Genomic DNA, 17,537 nt, shown 5'->3' on the forward strand with positions numbered 1-17,537 from the left:
GAGTTCGACGCGCGGGGCAGGGCCGTCTCCATCGAGGAGAAGCCCGCGGAGCCCAAGAGCTCCTACGCCGTCACCGGCCTGTACTTCTACCCGGGCGATGTCTCCGCCAAGGCACATAGGGTGGAGCCGTCCGCCCGCGGCGAGCTTGAGATCACCACGCTCAACCAGATGTACCTGGAGGAGGGGACGCTGTCGGTCGTCACCCTGGGCCGAGGCTATGCGTGGCTGGACACCGGCACCATGGAGAGCCTGCACGAGGCCGCGGAGTTCGTCCGCGCCGTGGAGCACTCCCAGGACCTGCCCGTGTCCGTGCCCGAGGAGATCGCCTGGGAGAACGGCTGGATCACGACCGCCGAGCTGGAGGAGGCAGCGAAGGCCTACGGCAAGTCGGTCTACGGGCAGCACCTGAAGAAGGTCGCCGCCGGCGAGATCGTCAACAGCCCGCGCGAGTACTAGCGCTGTCTTGCTTTCTTTTAGGGGTCACCGTTTATCTGGTGGCCCCTTTCGTTATGATTACGTTGACCGCAAAGACAATATGATTGGGAGTGGATGTGTTAAACGTCTACTTTGGCGATATGCCAGAAGCGATTTACAACACAGCGACATATTTCAAAAACTCTTACCGGTCTTCTTGGATCACGAACCCCTATGCGGTTTCGATCATTAAAGATGTCGATCGATCGGATGTTGTCTCCGAAAATGTCATTGAAAGCCCCGTGCTTGGGTCCATCTCTCCACTTCAGCTTTCTGGTGGCGTGAAAACGTTGCTGCTCATGAGGTTCGATCGAAAGCATATTTATAATGCTTCGACCTGTGGCGATAACTGCGCTAAGTGGATTCTCGACATGGCGAAAGACCGCAAGCTTGTTGTGAATCTTTACCATGTGATGGATTTTGGACGCGAGGACTTCAAAATTAAAGTCGTGAACAGCGGCCGCATTGTCCATAACATGGCCGAGCTGATTCATGAGTCGATTCCGTATCTGTAGGTGCTGCTTATGAACGGTTCGCATCTCGTTAAGATTTCCCGCCGCAGGGGAACTAAGTATACATTCACTATTAAGCGGAATATCACTATCGTGCGTGGTGATAGTGGCACGGGCAAGACGACGCTGTTCGATATGGTCGCAGACTATATGCGCATGGGCGAGCAGTCTGGCGTTTCCTTGCAATGCGATTGTCCCTGCGTTGCCCTGACCGATTATGACTGGAGAAACCAGCTTTCATCCGTTCATGATTCGATTGTATTTGTTGACGAGGGCTTAAAAGAGATTCATTCCGACGAATTCGCTCATCATGTGTTGTATTCCTCGAACTACTTCGTGCTGATCTCAAGGGCTGACTTTCCCAATCTTCCGTATAGTGTGGATGAGATTTACAAGATTAAGACGAGCGGAAAATACCACTCCTTCGTACCCGTTTATCAAGATCGCGGCAATCACCGTTACGCTCTTTCCCGGTCGACGCCAAAACAGGACTTTTCTATCCTTCTATGCGAGGACAGTAAGTCTGGTTTTCAATTCTTTGAACGGCATTTCGCTGACAGTGAGCTTACCTGTGCTTCGGCTATGACGAACAGCGCGATTTTGGGGTGGTTGGATCGGCATCTCGACGATCGCGTGTTTGTTGTTGCGGACGGAGCAGCATTTGGGTGCTATGCGGACCGTGTCCTTAAGCTCCAGGACATTCGCCGCGATGCAGTAACGGTTTGTCTTCCCGAGTCGTTCGAGTGGCTTCTGCTGAGCTCCGACGTAATTTCTGGGCTTGATGCTAAGACGGTGCTGGAAGCCCCGGAAGCGTTTGCAGACAGTGAGAAGTTTAAAAGCTGGGAGGACTTCTTCTATAAGTACTTACGCGAAGAAACTACGGGTTCGGTTTTTCAGTACGACAAAGACTGCATTCCGGAGGCGTTTTGTACGGGAAGTAATTCTGCGAAGGTCATGGCTCTTATCGCATGCCGAAATGTCCGATAGTTTTGTTGAATAGTGTCGCGTCGTCACTTCCTGCGGCATACTAAAGAAGCTGTACATGCTTCAGATTGGATTTTCATGTCTGAGATCTTTGAACCCAAGAACATCATCGTCACGGGCGGTTGCGGCTTCATCGGCAGCAACTTCGTGCACTACGTCGTGAACAACCACCCGGGCGTCCACGTGACCGTCCTGGACAAGCTGACCTACGCCGGCAACCCCGAGAACATCGCCGGGCTGCCCTCGGACCGCGTGGAGCTCGTCGTGGGCGACATCTGCGACGCGGAGCTGCTGGACAGGATCGTCCCGGGCCACGACGCCATCGTGCACTACGCCGCAGAGAGCCACAACGACAACTCCATCGCCGACCCCGAGCCGTTCCTGCGCACCAACGTGGAGGGCACTTTCCGCCTGCTGGAGGCCGTCCGCAAGTACGGCATCCGCTACCACCACGTCTCCACCGACGAGGTCTACGGCGACCTGGCGCTCGACGACCCGGCGAAGTTCACCGAGGAGACGCCGTATCACCCGAGCAGCCCGTACTCGAGCACCAAGGCGTCCTCTGACATGCTGGTCCGCGCCTGGACCCGCACCTACGGCCTGCGCACCACGATCTCCAACTGCTCCAACAACTACGGCCCCTACCAGCACGTGGAGAAGTTCATCCCCAGGCAGATAACGAACATCATCGACGGCGTCCGCCCCAAGCTCTACGGGAAGGGCGAGAACGTCCGCGACTGGATCCACACCGAGGACCACTCCAGCGCCGTCTGGGACATCCTCACGAAGGGCGAGATGGGGGAGACCTACCTCATCGGCGCCGACGGCGAGAAGAACAACATCACGGTCCTGCGCATGATCCTGGAGGCGATGGGACGCGACCCCGAGGACTTCGACTGGGTCGCCGACCGCCCCGGCCACGACCGCCGCTACGCCATCGACCCCACCAAGCTCCAGCGCGAGCTGGGCTGGAGGCCGGCCCACACCGACTTCGCCGAGGGACTCAAGCAGACGATCGACTGGTACGTCGCCAACGAGTCCTGGTGGCGCCCGGCCAAGGAGGCCACCGAGGCCAGATACAGGGCGCAGGGCCAGTAAGACCGCATCCCGGCGTACCGCGCCGCGGGGCGCCCGCGCGGGGCCGCAGGGCATGGGGATGATCCTGCGTCCCCGCGCGGGCGCCCCCGGTTATCCAACCTCTTCGATAGGAGCTTTTCCCACATGGCAGACATCGCATTTGAGAAGGACCTCTCCGTCGCCGAGACCGGCATCGGGGGCCTCAAGGTCGTCGACCTCGCCGTCCACGGCGACTCGCGCGGCTGGTTCAAGGAGAACTGGCAGCGCGCCAAGATGACCGCCCTGGGTATCCCGGACCTCCGAGTCGTCCAGAACAACATCTCCTACAACGACAGCCGCGGCGTCACGCGCGGCATCCACGCCGAGCCCTGGGACAAGTTCATCTCCGTGGCCCGCGGCTCGGTCTTCGGCGCCTGGGTGGACCTTCGCGAGGGCAGCGCCACCTACGGCAAGGTGTTCACCTGCACGCTCGACCCGAGCAAGGCCATCTACGTCCCGCGCGGCGTGGGCAACTCCTTCCAGGCGCTGGAGGACGGCACCGCCTACACCTACCTGGTGGACGCCCACTGGTCGCTGGAGCTCAAGAGGACCTACACCTTCGTGAACCTCGCCGACCCGGAGCTCAACATCCAGTGGCCGATCCCCCTCGACGAGGCCACCGTATCCGAGGCCGACCTCAACCACCCGATGCTGAAGGACGTCGTCCCGATGGCGCCGAAGCGCATCCTCGTCACCGGCTGCAACGGCCAGCTGGGCCATGCGGTGCGCGCGCTGGCGGAGGAGCGCGGCGTCGCCAAGGACTTCGACTTCTGCGACATCGACACCTTCGACATGTCCGACCCGGCGGCCTACGCGCAGTACGACTGGTCGCTCTACGGCACCGTGATCAACTGCGGCGCCTACACGGCAGTCGACAGGGCCGAGACCCCCGAGGGCCGCGTGACCGCCTGGAAGGCCAACGCGACCGGGCCGGCCCTGCTCGCCCGCACCTGCGCCGGGCACGGGATCACGCTCGTCCACGTGTCCTCCGACTACGTCTTCGACGGCACGGCCGAGGTCCACACGGAGGACGAGCCGTTCTCCCCGCTGTCCGTCTACGGCCAGACCAAGGCCGCCGGCGACATCGCCGTGGCGGGGTGCCCGCGCCACTACGTCATGCGCAGCTCCTGGGTCATCGGCGAGGGCCACAACTTCGTCAAGACCATGAAGGGCCTCTCCGACCGCGTCGCCGACCCCGAGGACAAGCTGGACAAGGTCACCGTCGTGGACGACCAGCTGGGACGCCTGACCTTCACGCGCGACATGGCCGAGGCCATCTTCCACGTGCTGGGCTCGCACGCCCCCTACGGTACCTACGACTGCACCGGCTCCGGCGCCGTGAGGAGCTGGGCGGACATCGCCCGCGCCGTCTTCGAGGCCGCCAACGGCAATGGCGACAAGGTCGTGCCGGTGTCGACCGCCGACTACTACGCGAATGCCGCCGGCCCCGTCGCCCCGCGCCCGGTCCACTCCGCGCTCGACCTGTCCAAACTCGAGTCGGTCGGGTTCCACATGCCCGACTGGGAGGAAGAGCTGGGGGAGTACCTCAAGACGCTCTAGCCGCTATTAACTTTTCGAGAGTAAAAGCCGCCGTTCTTTAACGGCGGCTTTTCTTTTGCCTGGTGAATAGCCCCGCTGCAACAAGGGCGGCGGCGGTCGCCAGACTCACTGCAAGCCCCGCAAGGGCGCCCGGAGTCTTGTAGGTCATCACGATCCTGTTCGCGCCTTTCTGCATGTTCAAGGATGACAAGCCCTTGTCGGCGGCGGGCGTTAGTTCTGTGGCGGTTCCGTTTACCGTTACGTTCCAGCCCTCATCGTACGGAACGCTCAGCAGTAGGTTGCCGTCATCCTTGGCGGTATACTCGCCTTCGATCCTTCCGTCCTCAAAAACCGTCGGAACAAATTCGCTCATCTTAAGCTCGTTAATAATCTGCTCGAAAACGTCCAGATTGAGGGCGTAAAAGACCGGCTCATTGTCTTGGGGCATGTCTGTATAGCCCTCTACGACTCCGATTGACACCGTATGCTGGCTCGGGGAGTCCGATGCATCCGCAATCTGGCGGATATTATTGTCGAATCTCCAGGCCTCGTTTCCGATCGTTCGCTGGTCGATAGTAAGGGTGACGGGCCAATAACTGCCGGCGGTCGCATCTTTGTTGATGTAGAGATACCCGATGGAACCCGACGGCACGGTGGCGTTCCACTGCCTTAAGTTCTCGTCATCCTCCGTGTTTTTGGCCTCGATTTTGGTATAGAGCATTACCTCGCGGCCCAGGATTTTGCTGTAGAGGTCGTTTTGCTTTTCGAAGGGGTTCTCGCCCTTCAACGTGCAGTTTTGAATGTCATTGGATGCCATGACACCAACGCTGAGCGCATAGGGGTTCTCGTACACCGCACTTGCTGTATCGGCTATTTCAGTCATTGCCGCGTATCCCGAAGGCGCGTGCTCGGCGATGGCGTACTTGACTCCCAACAGGGCATCAACGGCAAGAATGGGCTCGGCATAACGGGTCGAGAATTCGCCGACGCTGCTGTATCCAAGGGAGTTGAGCAGTGCGATGGCCTGCGGGTTGTTGGCAGACGAATACGAAGACAACTGGTTGTACCCAAGCGCCAGGCCTTCGTTGAGGGCGGCGCTGTCGACGCGTGTGGTTGTGCGGTCAATGCGATAGAACGACGCCGAAGTCTGGTCTTGAATGGTCGTGATAGTGTCGGTTGCGGTGGCGACATAGGCGCTGTTGGCTTTTTCGGAATAGCCTGTGTACAGCTGGTTCCACATAACATGGGCGTTGGCAAACAACTCAATGGCGGTTAGTGCCAGGAGGGGCATGATGACGACGGGGCGATAGGCTTGACGCAATTTGGGCTGGTTTTTGAGCGCCTGCAGCGCGTGTCCTGCGGCCCACAGCGCAAAGAAGCTCAGCAAAAAAGCCGTGCGCGAGTAGAAGCCGTTGGGAACGCGCATGCCGCACCAGATGTACTCGAGCGGGCTCAAAACGGAGCTTGCGACCAGGATTATCGTGACGACGAGTGTTGCGATGCGCGTCTTGATCGAAACCGTGCGGTTAACCAGCAGGCTCACCGCAAGCAGCATCATGACGATGCCGCAATAGAACTGCGGTGTGCTTTCGTTGCTTACCCACATGCAGGGAAGAAAGCCCCTGATGAGCGACTTGAGGCTGGTTTTAAGTAGGGGGCCGAGTGCTAGAACGGGACCGCCCTTGGACATGGCAAGGATGGTCGGCAAAAAGGTCCAGGCGGACAGAAGCAGTCCGAGCGCGATAGCCCCGGCGAATCGCAGGGCCCGATCGAGCATGAGCTTCCAGCTAAAACCTTCTTCTGCAACATAATCGACAAATTCGACCAATACGAAGATGCAGAGGAACAGGATGCTGATGTAGGCCGTATACCAGCAGAACATGACATTGAGCGCCGTTGCGATGACGAGGCGGATCATGCGCTGCTTGCGGATGAGCTCGTAGCATCCGTAGGCGCAGATGGGCAGCAGGATGAGGCAATCGATCCAGAGCGGGTTGCGTAGGTTGCTGATGGTCCAGCTGCAAAACGTGAACGAGAGGGAAAGCAGGAATGCTGCGGGCTTGGGTAGGTCAAAGCGCTTTTGCACATACCGAGCGCTGCTGATGTGGATGCAGCCCAGTTTGAGCGCGGAGATAACAAACACGAAGAGCGTTAGCTTGTCTGCGGGAAACAGCGCGCAGAGCAGGTTGAAGGGGCTGGCGAGGTAGTAGCTATAGAGCCCCCATGTGTTCATGCCGAGTCCCTGCGAGAAGGAATAGCGAAGGCTTGCCTCGCCTAAAAGGACGCGCCGGAACCAAGCAAAGAAGTCGATGTATTGGTATTTGAGATCGTTGGTGAGAAACGAGTTGTCGCCAAAGGGGTAGACATGCCCTGCCACTGCAAGTGCGACAAAGAGTGCGACGGAAAATGCGAAGCAGGCGGCGTAGAACGCCACATTCTTGAGCGTGCTGTTATTGGGCCGTGTCATCAGATTCCTCGTTGGATTCTCGAATGATATAGATGGGACGTCGCTTGGTTTCCAAGTAGGCTTTTGCCAAGTATTCACCTATGATTCCCAGGCACAGAAGCTGCATGCCGCCAAACAGCGTTATGAGGCAGGCGAGCGACGGCCATCCGCCGACGGGGTCGCCCCAGACAAGCGTCTTTACTAGGATGACGACGAATCCCAGAATAGCGATGAGGCAGAAGACGATACCCGTGAGGGCGGCGAGGGAGAGCGGTGCCGTGGAAAACGCGACGATACCGTCGATGGAATAAAGGAGCAGCGACCAAAAGCTCCATTTGGTCTCGCCGGCCACGCGGTTGACGTTTACGTAGGGGAGCCATTTGGTCTTGAAGCCGACCCAGCCGTAAATGCCCTTGGAGAATCGGTTGTATTCGCCCATGGAGATGATGGCGTTGACCATAGGCCGCTTCATGAGCCTAAAATCGCGTGCTCCGTCGACGATGTCGGCCTTGGAAATGCGGTTGATGATCTTGTAGAACATACGGGCACAGAACGACCTGATGGGAGGTTCGCCTTTGCGGGTGGTCCTGCGCGTTGCGACGTTGTCGTAGTCTTCGGTCTGCAAGATCTCGTACATCTGCGGCAGGAGCGAGGGCGGGTCCTGCATGTCGGCATCCATGGTGGCGACATAGTCGCCCCTTGCGTGTTGGAGTCCGGCGAGTAGTGCCGCCTCCTTGCCAAAGTTGCGCGAGAAAGAGTGCCAGCGGATGGCGTATGGATGCGCCGCCGCGGCTTCCGCCTTCATGACGGCGAGCGTTTTGTCTGCCGAGCCATCGTCGATGAGGACGGCTTCAAAGGAGATGCCGGGGTCTTGCCGGGTCATGATGCGAACGACGCCATCGAGCTCTTTGAGAAAGATCGGAAGTGATTCCTGCTCGTTGTAACTCGGTACGACGATGGAGATGAGCGGCATGGTGGTTTACCTCTCGCTTGGCTTGGAAGTAGGGTGGCCGGGCTGGTCGTCGTAGGCGTACTTGCTATATACGTTGACCTCCCACTGCTTTTTTTCGACCTTTGCTACAGAATCCAGGATGAATCCGGTTGCAAGGCTCAGGCCGCACAGGAACATAAACGACGCGGCGAGCATGGCGGTGGGGAAGCGCGGAACGAGGCCGGTCTGGAAATACTCGACAACGATGGGCATGCCCAGGGCGAGGCCGATCACCGCAAACAGAAGCGCGACGAGGCTGAAGAACTTCAGCGGGCGGTAGTCCTTGAACAGCGTGCCGATCATCGTGACGACTTTAATGCCGTCGCTCACGGTATTGAGCTTGGACTCGGAGCCTTCCGGACGGTCGCGGTACTCGATGGGCACATCTTTGATGCGCCAGCGGTGGTCGACGGCGTGGATCGAGAGCTCGGTTTCGATCTGGAAGCCCTCGGAAAGCACAGGGAAGGTTTTAACGAACGGGCGGCTCATGGCGCGGTAGCCGGTCATGACATCATCGAAGCTGTAGCCATAGATCCACTTGATCATGGCGCGGACCAGATTGTTGCCAAAGCCGTGGAAAGCACGCTTGTTTTCCTCGGCGTAGGTGCCGTTGGAAAGGCGGTCGCCTACGGTCATATCGGCCGCGCCGTTGAGGATAGGCTCGCAGAGGGCCTTGGCCGCCTCGGCGGGGTAGGTGTCGTCGCCGTCGACCATCAGGTAGCAATCGGCGTCGATATCGCGAAACATCTGGCGGCACACGTTGCCCTTTCCCTGACGGGGCTCAAAGCGGACCGTGGCGCCGTGCTCGGTGGCGATGCGTGAGGTATCGTCCGACGAGTTGTTGTCATAGACATAGACCGTCGCTTGCGGAAGCTCGCGGTGAAAGTCGTCGATGACTTTGCCGATCGTGAGGGCTTCGTTGTAGCAGGGGATGATGACGGCGATGGATTCAGAATTCACTCAATGCTCCTTATACATTCAATTCTTGAAAGTATAGCCGTTTGGGCTTGGCATCCTAAGATGTGGGTTAGTTCTCCAGTTTTGTTGCGCGAATCGTTTGCATGGCCGTCGGGTCTATACTGTTCGTTTGTCAACGATTACGAGTAAAGGAGTTGCATCCGTGTCGGATCAGACAAAGCAACAAGAAACTCGCAGTCTGCCTGCGACGTTTGCTAAGAACGAATTTGAGAAGGACGCGTTTATCCTTCGTCAGCTGGTTACCAAGGATTTTAAGATCAAGTATCGCCGTAGCGTTCTGGGCGTCGCATGGTCGGTTCTCAACCCGCTGCTGATGATGATCGTCATGGCCATCGTGTTCTCGACGATTTTTGGCCAGGGCCGCAATGGATCAATGACGCCCGAGATGTACCCGCTGTACTTGATCGTGGGTAACGTTACCTTTGCCGTCATGTCCGAGTCCACGAACCAGGCCCTAACGTCGATCGTGGGTGCTGCCCCTCTGCTCAAGAAGGTTAAGGTGCACCGCTGGGTCTTCCCGGTGCAGAAAGTGCTTTTCTCGCTGGTGAACTTTGCCTTCTCGCTGGTCGCCGTCGCCATCGTCATGCTGTGGTTCCGCGTTATGCCTTCTTGGCACCTGATTCTGCTGCCGGTTTGCCTGCTGCTGCTTATGTGCTTCTGCATGGGCCTGGGCATGATGCTCTCTGCCCTTACGGTCTTTTTCCGCGACGTTATGCATCTGTGGAGCGTAGTCATTACGGCGTGGACTTATATTACGCCCATCTTCTGGACGACTGACTATATTGCGCAAATGCCGCATCTCGTGCGTATCTTGATGTATGCGAACCCCATGTACAACTACCTGCAGTTTATGCGCGATATCTTTCTGTTCCAAACTACGCCCTCGCTTATGACGTCTGGTATGTGCGCTGCTTGGGCGGTTCTTGCGCTTGTTATTGGCTATACCGTGTTCCATAAGTCCGAGCGCAAGTTCATCCTCTACATCTAAGGAGTGCTGTGATGACTGAATCTGTTGTTGATTACAGCGAGCAGCCTCTGGCTGTCGAGGTCGACGACGTCACCATGATCTTTAACATGGCGTCCGAGTCGCTGACCAACCTCAAGGAGTACTTCATTAAGCTTGCCAAGCACGAGCTGTTCTTTGAGGAGTTTAGGGCGCTTAAGCACATCTCGTTTGATATTCATCGCGGCGAGGTCGTGGGTCTGGTCGGCACCAATGGTTCCGGCAAGTCTACGATGCTCAAGATTATCGCTGGCGTGCTTGAGCCTAGCGAGGGCAGCGTTAAGGTGCACGGTAACATCGCGCCGCTGATTGAGCTTGGCGCCGGCTTTGACCCCGAGCTGACCGCCCGCGAGAACATCTATCTGAACGGCGCCCTGCTCGGCTATACCAAGGAGTTCATCGACGCCAACTTTGACGGCATTATCCAGTTCGCTGAGCTGCAGAACTTTGTCGATATGCCGCTTAAGAACTTCTCCTCGGGCATGGTGGCGCGTATCGCCTTTGCAATCGCGACGATTACCGAGCCCGATATTCTGATCGTTGACGAGACGCTGTCCGTCGGTGACGTGTTCTTCCAGCAGAAGTGCGAGGCCCGCATCCAGCACTTTATCCAGAGCGGCGACGTGACGGTTCTGTTCGTTTCGCACTCCATGGAGCAGGTTGAGCGCATCTGCCAGCGTGCCGTTTGGATTGAGAAGGGTGACCTTCGCATGGACGGCCCGGTCGATGAGGTCTGCAAGGCGTACCGCGAGCAGTTCAACTAGGTTATAATTACTTGCGCCTGACAGGCTTACGCTTGCTTGGGCGTGCGGTTATTTGCTCCATTAGCTCAGTTGGATAGAGCAGGGGACTTCTAATCCCAAGGTCGACGGTTCGAATCCGCCATGGAGCACCATCGTTTATTAAGCCCGGACCGCTTGGTGGTCTGGGCTTTTTTCATCTTGTGTGCTGCTGGAGCCGAGCGCGAGCAAGCCGCTGCTGTTTGTTGGGGTTGGCATTTTACTTTTCGATACGCTCCCTCAGCAGCTCCAACGCGTGGGCGTAGCCTTGGAGGCCTTCGCCGGTGATGGTGGCGAAGCAGGCCAGGCGTGCATAGCTCACCTGGCGGAAGTCCTCGCGTGTCTCTACGGCGCTGATGTGGACCTCCACAGCCGGGATGGCGACGGCCTTGAGGGCATCGAGGATCGCCACGCTCGTATGCGTATAAGCGGCCGGGTTGATGACGATGCCGTCGACCTTGCCGTAGGCCTCCTGGATCTTGTCGACGATGCTGCCCTCGTGGTTGGACTGGAAGACCTCGATCTCGTCGAAGCCCTGTGCGGCACCTGCCTCCTGGCAGATCTGCACTAAGCGGTCGTAGTTGTCGCTGCCATAGATGCCCGGCTCGCGAATGCCGAGCATGTTGAGGTTGGGGCCGTTGATGACGAGTGCTTTCATGGTTGCTTCCTTTGCGATTGGAAAACCACCACAAAGGCGCCTGTCCCCTTTGTGGTTGTTTTGGTTAGAGAGCGGGTGGGAGGGTGTCGAGGAGGGCTTGGGCGGTGTTGGCGGCGCAGTCGCGTGAGTCGATGATGTAGTCGGCCCAGGAGCGGTAGCGCGGCATGCGCTGCTCGGCGAGCTTGTCGATGCCATCGCGCGCCGTGATGGGGCGGTCCTTGTGGGCGAGCTCGTCGAGCTTGCGATTGAGCATCACAATCTGGCTGTTCTGGTGCAGCAGCGGGTAGTTCTCGTCGCGCGTGACCACGCCGCCGCCGGTGGAAAGCACCAGGCCGCTGCGCTTGGAGATGTCGGCCAGCGCCGCCGTCTCCTGTTCGCGGAACGCCGCCTCGCCGCGCTCGACGATAAAGTCGGCGCAGGGCATGCCCAGGCGCTCCTCGAGGGCGCGATCCAGATCGATGTGCTCTCGCCCCGTGAGCAGGGCAATCTGCTCGCCCACACGGGTCTTGCCCGAGCCCGGCATGCCGATCAGCGCGATGTTCTGTTCGCGGCGTGACAGGCGCTCCGTTACGTCCAGAATGCGCTCGCGCGGAGTGACCTGGCCGGTGTAGCGCTCAACGGCTTGCGCCGCCTGGGCCACGAGCATGAGCAGACCGCCGATGCAGGGGATGTCGCGGCGCTCGGCCTCGAGCATGAGTCCCGTGCGAGCGGGGTTGTAGACAATGTCGATAACGCCCTCGAGCGCATTGAGCCCCTCGAGTGTGCAGGGGGCGTCGGGACAGTGGGGGAACATGCCGGCGGGCGTGCAGTTGACGAGCAGGGCAGCGTCGGACTGCTGCGAGATATTGTCGTAGTTGACCTGGCTCGTGCGGCCCACGGGCACGACGGTGGCGCCCAGATCGCCGAGCACCATACTGGCCGTAGTACCCGCACCGCCGGTGGCTCCGAGCACGAGGACCTTCTTGCCGGCAACCTCTACGCCCAACTCCTCGACCAGACACTGAAAACCAAAGTAGTCGGTGTTGTCGCCGCGCAAACAACCGTCAGGCAGGCGTGTGATGGTGTTGACGTTGCCCATGCGCTCGGCGAGCGGACTCAGCTCGTCCAGATACTCCATGACGGCGCGCTTGTAGGGGATGGTCACGTTGGTGCCCTCCCATTCGTCGCCCGTCATAAAGGCCTGGAGGTCCTCGGGCTCGCGCTCAAAACGCACGTATTCGAGCCCCGCGAGCTCCTTGTAGATGGTCGGCGTGTAGCTGTGGCCCAGCACGCGGCCCAGCACGCCGTAGGGGCGGGTTGCGGCGACATCGGTCATCTAGAGCACCTCCGTGTAGCTGCCAAAGTAGGTAAAGCTCTCGCACACGTCGTCGATGGAATCGAGCAGGTCGTCGAGGGCCCTGCTGCCAAAGGGGCAGTCCAGGTCAAAGTAGAACATAAACTCAAAGTCGCGGCCGGGGATGGGGCGGCTCTCGAGCTTGATGAGGTTGATGTTGAGGGCGTAGAAGCGCTCGAGCACCCGGTAGAGGGCGCCCGGCTCGTTGGTCGTGGTGATCATGAGCGAGGTGCGGTTGGCACCGGGGTAGACGCGCGGCTCGCGGCTGATGACGACAAAGCGCGTGTAGTTGTTGTCCGAGTCCTGGATGTTGGATTCCAGTATCTCCAGGCCATACAGTGCGGCACAGCTGCGCGAGGCGATGGCGGCAACGTCGGTGCGGTCGGAGTTAGCGACCATCTCGGCCGACATGGCCGTGTTGGGGTACTTGGTGGCGTGCAGGTCGTGGGCTTCGATAAAGCCGGCGCACTGGGCAATGGCTTGGCCGTGGCTGTAGACCTCACGCACGTCTGCGAGCTTGGTGCCGGGTTTGACGAGCAGGTTATGGTCGATCTTGAGGCGCAGCGAGCGCACGATATGGAAATCGAACTGTGCGAGCAGGTCGTAGACGGCGTTGACGGAACCCGCGGTGGAGTTTTCGATGGGCAGCACGCCAAACTCGCAGAAGCCGTCACGTACGGCGCGCATGACGCCCTCGAAGGTCTCGAAAAACGCGATGTCGGGCACGTCGAAGAGCTTGCACGCGGCGATTTGGCTGTAAGCGCCCTCGACGCCCTGGCAGGCGACGGTGGCCGTTTGAGGGAAGGGCGTGTCGGAGGCTGTAGCCGTGGCGTGGGCCTTTTGCGAGACGGTGATGCCCTTGAGCTCGTTGATGTAGCGCTGCTGCTCGGCCTTGCTCATGCTCATGAGGAGACGGAACAGGGTGATGGTCTGCGCCTCGTAGCGCTCGGGCGCGCGGCTGGCGAGGTTGTTGAGCTTGGAGCGCTCACGGACGGGGTCGAAGACGGCCTTGCCCATCTCGATTTTTGACTTGGCGACCTCGGTGGCAATGTCCATGCGTTCGACAAAGCTGTTGAGGAGCGTGGTGTCGATGCCATCGATGGCCTGGCGGATGTCAGCAAGGTCCATGGAGACCCCTTTCACGTGTCGGGGGATGTTGAGGGGTGGGTAGTTAGCGCTGGGCGGCGTCTTCGAGGAGGGCGTCCCAGATGGCAAGGGCGGCGGCTGCCTCGGCTACGGGGACAGCTCTGGGGACGATGCAGGGATCGTGGCGGCCGTGGACCGAGAGCTCGGCATTTTCCATAGCGTCCATGTCCACCGTCTGCTGCTCGCGGCCAATGGAGGGCGTCGGCTTTACGGCCATGCGCCACATGACGGGCGCGCCGGTCGAAATACCGCCCAGGATGCCGCCGGCGTTGTTGGACTCGACCTCGATCTCGCCGGTCTCGGCATCGATGCGATACGGATCATTGTTCTCGCTGCCGCGCATGGCGGCCACGGCAAAGCCCATGCCAAACTCCACGCCCTTTACTGCGGGAATGCCAAACGCGATTTGCGCGATGCGGTTCTCGATGCCGTCGAACATGGGGTCGCCGATGCCCGCGGGAAGTCCGTAGATGCCGCACTCCACGATGCCGCCGATGCTGTCAAGCTCGTCGCGCGCGGCTAGGATCTCCTCGCGCATGCGGCCGGCTGCGGCGGCGTCAATGCACGGCAGATCGTTCGTAAGGATCGCCTTGCGGTCGGCCTCGCGATAGACTATGTCGTCCATCGGCAGGTCGGAGATGCCGCCGATCTGCGCCACATGCGCCATCACTTTAATGCCGCGGGCCTCGAGTGCCTGCAGCGCAATGCCGCCGGCGATGCACAGGGGTGCCGTTAGGCGGCCGGAGAAGTGTCCGCCGCCGGCGACATCGTGCATGTTGTGATACTTCACGCGCGCAGGGAAGTCCGCATGTCCGGGACGGGGCTTGCGGCGCAGCTCGGAGTAATCCTTGGAGCGCGTGTTGGTGTTCTCGATAATCGCGGCGATGGGCGCGCCGGTGGTATGTCCATCGACCACACCGGCGATGATGCGGGCGGCGTCGGCCTCGCGGCGTTTGGTCGCGGTCTCGTCGCGACCGGGGGCACGACGGTCAAGGAAGGCCTGCAGCCGCTCCTGGTCAACAGCGATGCCCGCCGGAATGCCATCGAGGGAGCAGCCGATGGCGGAGGAGTGCGACTGGCCGAAGATGCTTAAGTGTAAGACGTTGCCAAAGGTCGAGGACATGCTATTCCTCCTCGAGTGTGACCTTGCCGCCCAGCAGGCGGTAGTGGTCGAAGAAATCGGGATAGGACTTGTTGACGGCCTCGGCGCCGTGGATCACGACCTCGCCGGTGGCGCGGCTCGCGGCGATAGCGGCCATCATGGCGATGCGATGGTCGTTGTGCGAATCGACTTCGCCGCCGGTGAAGGCATCGACACCCTTGATGATGAGGTCATCGCCGGCAATGCGCACCTGCGCGCCCAGCGCGGTGAGCTCGCGGGTGGTCGTGACCAGGCGGTCGGATTCCTTGATGCGCAGACGGGCGCAATCGCGGATAAAGGTGCGGCCCTGCGCCAGCGAGGCTACGGCCGAGATGACGGGCACCAGGTCAGGAATGTCGTGGGCGCTCATCTCAAAGCCGGCGAGCTTGTCGGACTGCACGGTGGCGGCGTTGGTGGAGCGCACGATGCGGGCGCCAAAGCGCGAAAGCGCGGCGAGCACGTTTCGGTCGCCCTGCGCGGAGCTCAGGGATACGCCCTCCACGGTGATGGGGTCGGCGCCGATAGCGCCGGCGCACAGCCAAAAGGCGGCGTTGGACCAGTCGCCCTCGACAGCAACGCTGCCGGGCGTGCGGTACGAGCCGCTGCTCACGCGGAAGTTCGTGACCTCGGGCTGGCCGTCCTTGGCCGGAATACGCTCGACGTTGACCTCGACGCCAAAGGCCTTCATGGCCTGGATCGTCAGGTTGATGTAGGGGCGGCTCTCGATGAGGCCGGTTACCTGCACGCAGGAGGGCTGGGCCAGCAGCGGGGCTGCCAGCAGCAGGCCCGAGATGTACTGCGAGCTCACGTTGCCCGGAAGCACAAAGGTGCCCGGGCGCATGCGGCCGCTCGTCTTGAGCGGAAAACCGCCCAGACCCTGTAGGTCGCAGCCGGCGGCGATGATCTCGTCCGAGAGCGGGGAGAGCGGGCGGGCGCCCAAGCGCCCCTGACCCACAAAAGTTGCTTCTGCACCCAGCGCGCAGGCGACAGGCAGCATAAAGCGCAGCGTGGAGCCACTTTCACCGCAGTCAAGCGTGCCGCCGGCAAGGGCCTTGAGCAGGCCAAACTCAACACTCTTCATGGTGGGGTGGACCTGGAAGCCGTCCTCGACGGTCTCGATGCGAGCACCCAGTGCCGTAAGGCAGCGCACCGTGGCCTCGATGTCGGCGCAGGTGGTGTTGCAGGTGACGTGCGTCTCGCCGTTGGCAAGCGCGGCGCAGATGATGAGGCGATGCGCCATCGACTTGGACGCGATGGCGGGAACGGTGCCCTTAAGCGGGGACGGGGTGATGCGGGCTAGCATGCGGATGCGTCTCCCTTCTGGCCGAGGCCCTCGGCAATGAGTTCGTGGAAAGTGGAAAGCGGCGTGCGGTCGATGCTGCAGCGGCCAATGCCGTGCGGAATCACCAGATCGATAGTGTCGCCCGCGCGCTTCTTGTCGTGGAGCGCCTCGGCAAAGACGGTATCGGCATCTAGGTCGCAGCGGGTCTTGAGGCCATGGCGGGCGCAGAGTTCCTCAATACGATCGGGCAGTGCAGCATCGCAGACGCCGTGCAGGGCCGCGGCGCGCGTGATGATGCCCATGCCGATCGACACGCAGTTGCCGTGTCCGAGCTCAAAGTGCTCGCAGGCCTCGACGGCGTGTCCGGCGCTGTGTCCAAAGTTGAGGAGCTTGCGCTGGTTGGTTTCGCGCTCGTCGGCGACGACCACGGCGCGCTTGATGTCGATATTGCGGGCGATGATGAGCGCTACGCGGGCCACATCGCGGTTGAGCAGCTCCAGCGTGAGCGGGGTCTTCTCCAGCTCGGCGAAAAGCTCCGGGTCGGCGATCACGGCGTGCTTGACGACCTCGCCGCAGCCGTCGGCGAACTGCTCGGGCGTGAGGGTGGCCAGACACCCCACGTCGGCGATAACCACGCTCGGCTGCCAAAAGGCGCCGGCCAAGTTCTTGCCGGCAGCCAGGTCTATGGCGGTCTTGCCTCCCACCGACGAATCCACCATGGCGAGCAGGCTCGTGGGGATCTGCACAAACTTGCAGCCGCGCATGTAGGTGGCGGCTACAAAGCCCGCCACGTCGCCCACGACGCCGCCGCCGAGTGCCACGATCACGTCGGAGCGCGAAAGCTCGTGCTCGGCCACAAACTCCAAAATGGCAACGTAGGTCTCGGCGCGCTTATGGGCCTCGCCGGCCTCGAAGGTGCAGATGCTCACCTCGTAGCCTGACGCCTCCAGGCTCTGCTTAACGGGCATCTGGTAGAGCGGGCCCACGTTGGTGTCCGTCACGATGACGGCCTTGGTGCCGCCGGCGGTGGCGCGCACGAGCGGCCCCGCCTGCTCCAGCAAAAACGTGCCAACATGCACCTGGTAGGGGCGTGCAGTGTCGATATCGATGGTAATCGCCATAAGCTTCGGTCCTTTCGACCTGGCGTGATGGGTT

General features: G+C 60.5%; 16 protein-coding genes and 1 tRNA gene. 8 read left to right on the forward strand and 9 right to left on the reverse strand.

Annotated elements, in window-relative coordinates; translation table 11 throughout:
• The 5 genes from DXA43_RS03605 to DXA43_RS03625 all read left to right on the forward strand — a co-directional run.
• A partial coding sequence (locus DXA43_RS03605) for a sugar nucleotidyltransferase (RefSeq protein WP_255413618.1) occupies positions 1–456 on the forward strand: 456 nt, incomplete at its 5' end.
• Between the two features lie 95 nt (positions 457–551).
• The gene (locus DXA43_RS03610) at positions 552–989 is read left to right on the forward strand and encodes a DUF4869 domain-containing protein (RefSeq protein ID WP_117806281.1); all 438 of its coding nucleotides are present in this window, start codon (positions 552–554) and stop codon (positions 987–989) included.
• Positions 990–998: 9 nt separating this feature from the next.
• A complete protein-coding gene (locus DXA43_RS03615; RefSeq protein ID WP_117806282.1) occupies positions 999–1,973 on the forward strand; it encodes a hypothetical protein in 975 nt (324 codons plus the stop codon).
• Positions 1,974–2,048: 75 nt separating this feature from the next.
• Positions 2,049–3,068, forward strand: coding sequence for a dTDP-glucose 4,6-dehydratase (gene rfbB, locus DXA43_RS03620; RefSeq protein ID WP_117806283.1), 1,020 nt, complete (start codon positions 2,049–2,051; stop codon positions 3,066–3,068).
• 123 nt (positions 3,069–3,191) lie between these two features.
• Complete coding sequence (locus tag DXA43_RS03625; RefSeq protein WP_117806284.1) at positions 3,192–4,646, forward strand: sugar nucleotide-binding protein; 1,455 nt, start codon at positions 3,192–3,194, stop codon at positions 4,644–4,646.
• Positions 4,647–4,683: 37 nt separating this feature from the next.
• On the opposite strand, the gene DXA43_RS03630 is transcribed toward DXA43_RS03625, so the two are convergent.
• From DXA43_RS03630 to DXA43_RS03640, 3 genes are read right to left on the reverse strand one after another with little or no spacing between them, the layout of a single operon-like run.
• Positions 4,684–7,092 carry a YfhO family protein gene (locus DXA43_RS03630; protein WP_117806285.1) on the reverse strand — a complete coding sequence of 803 codons (2,409 nt, stop codon included), beginning with the start codon at positions 7,090–7,092 and terminating at the stop codon, positions 4,684–4,686.
• Positions 7,076–8,044, reverse strand: coding sequence for a glycosyltransferase family 2 protein (locus DXA43_RS03635; RefSeq protein WP_117806286.1), 969 nt, complete (start codon positions 8,042–8,044; stop codon positions 7,076–7,078). The genes DXA43_RS03630 and DXA43_RS03635 overlap by 17 nt, the downstream gene beginning before the upstream one ends.
• Positions 8,045–8,050: 6 nt before the next feature.
• Positions 8,051–9,022, reverse strand: a complete 972-nt coding sequence (locus DXA43_RS03640) for a glycosyltransferase family 2 protein (RefSeq protein ID WP_117564228.1) — start codon at positions 9,020–9,022, stop codon at positions 8,051–8,053.
• A 160-nt stretch (positions 9,023–9,182) separates the two neighbouring features.
• Here DXA43_RS03640 and DXA43_RS03645 point away from each other — a divergent pair, with 160 nt between their 5' ends.
• The 3 genes from DXA43_RS03645 to DXA43_RS03655 all read left to right on the forward strand — a co-directional run bounded on the left by DXA43_RS03645 (position 9,183) and on the right by DXA43_RS03655 (position 10,938).
• Entirely contained in the window at positions 9,183–10,028 is an 846-nt protein-coding gene (locus DXA43_RS03645; protein ID WP_233540011.1) for an ABC transporter permease, read from the forward strand.
• Positions 10,029–10,039: 11 nt separating this feature from the next.
• Complete coding sequence (locus tag DXA43_RS03650) at positions 10,040–10,807, forward strand: ABC transporter ATP-binding protein (RefSeq protein WP_117806287.1); 768 nt, start codon at positions 10,040–10,042, stop codon at positions 10,805–10,807.
• A gap of 54 nt (positions 10,808–10,861) precedes the next feature.
• A tRNA-Arg gene (locus tag DXA43_RS03655) sits at positions 10,862–10,938 on the forward strand.
• Positions 10,939–11,042: 104 nt separating this feature from the next.
• Here the strand turns inward: DXA43_RS03655 and aroQ are convergent.
• The 6 genes from aroQ to aroB form a co-directional block, all read right to left on the reverse strand.
• On the reverse strand, positions 11,043–11,480 hold the full coding sequence (gene aroQ, locus DXA43_RS03660) for a type II 3-dehydroquinate dehydratase (protein ID WP_117806288.1): 438 nt from the start codon (positions 11,478–11,480) through the stop codon (positions 11,043–11,045).
• A gap of 64 nt (positions 11,481–11,544) precedes the next feature.
• The gene (locus DXA43_RS03665) at positions 11,545–12,795 is read right to left on the reverse strand and encodes a shikimate kinase (RefSeq protein WP_117806289.1); all 1,251 of its coding nucleotides are present in this window, start codon (positions 12,793–12,795) and stop codon (positions 11,545–11,547) included.
• Positions 12,796–13,941, reverse strand: a complete 1,146-nt coding sequence (gene pheA / locus DXA43_RS03670) for a prephenate dehydratase (protein ID WP_117806290.1) — start codon at positions 13,939–13,941, stop codon at positions 12,796–12,798.
• Positions 13,942–13,984: 43 nt separating this feature from the next.
• Positions 13,985–15,082 (reverse strand): chorismate synthase, encoded by a 1,098-nt coding sequence (gene aroC, locus DXA43_RS03675; protein WP_117806291.1) that lies wholly within the window; start codon positions 15,080–15,082, stop codon positions 13,985–13,987.
• A gap of 1 nt (position 15,083) precedes the next feature.
• Positions 15,084–16,403: a 3-phosphoshikimate 1-carboxyvinyltransferase gene (gene aroA, locus DXA43_RS03680; RefSeq protein WP_117806292.1), complete on the reverse strand. Its 1,320-nt coding sequence runs from the start codon at positions 16,401–16,403 to the stop codon at positions 15,084–15,086.
• Positions 16,397–17,503, reverse strand: a complete 1,107-nt coding sequence (gene aroB / locus DXA43_RS03685; RefSeq protein ID WP_117806293.1) for a 3-dehydroquinate synthase — start codon at positions 17,501–17,503, stop codon at positions 16,397–16,399. The genes aroA and aroB overlap by 7 nt, the downstream gene beginning before the upstream one ends.
• Positions 17,504–17,537 lie beyond the last annotated feature (34 nt).

It is taken from the genome of Collinsella sp. OF02-10 (assembly GCF_003463445.1).
GTDB lineage: Bacteria > Actinomycetota > Coriobacteriia > Coriobacteriales > Coriobacteriaceae > Collinsella.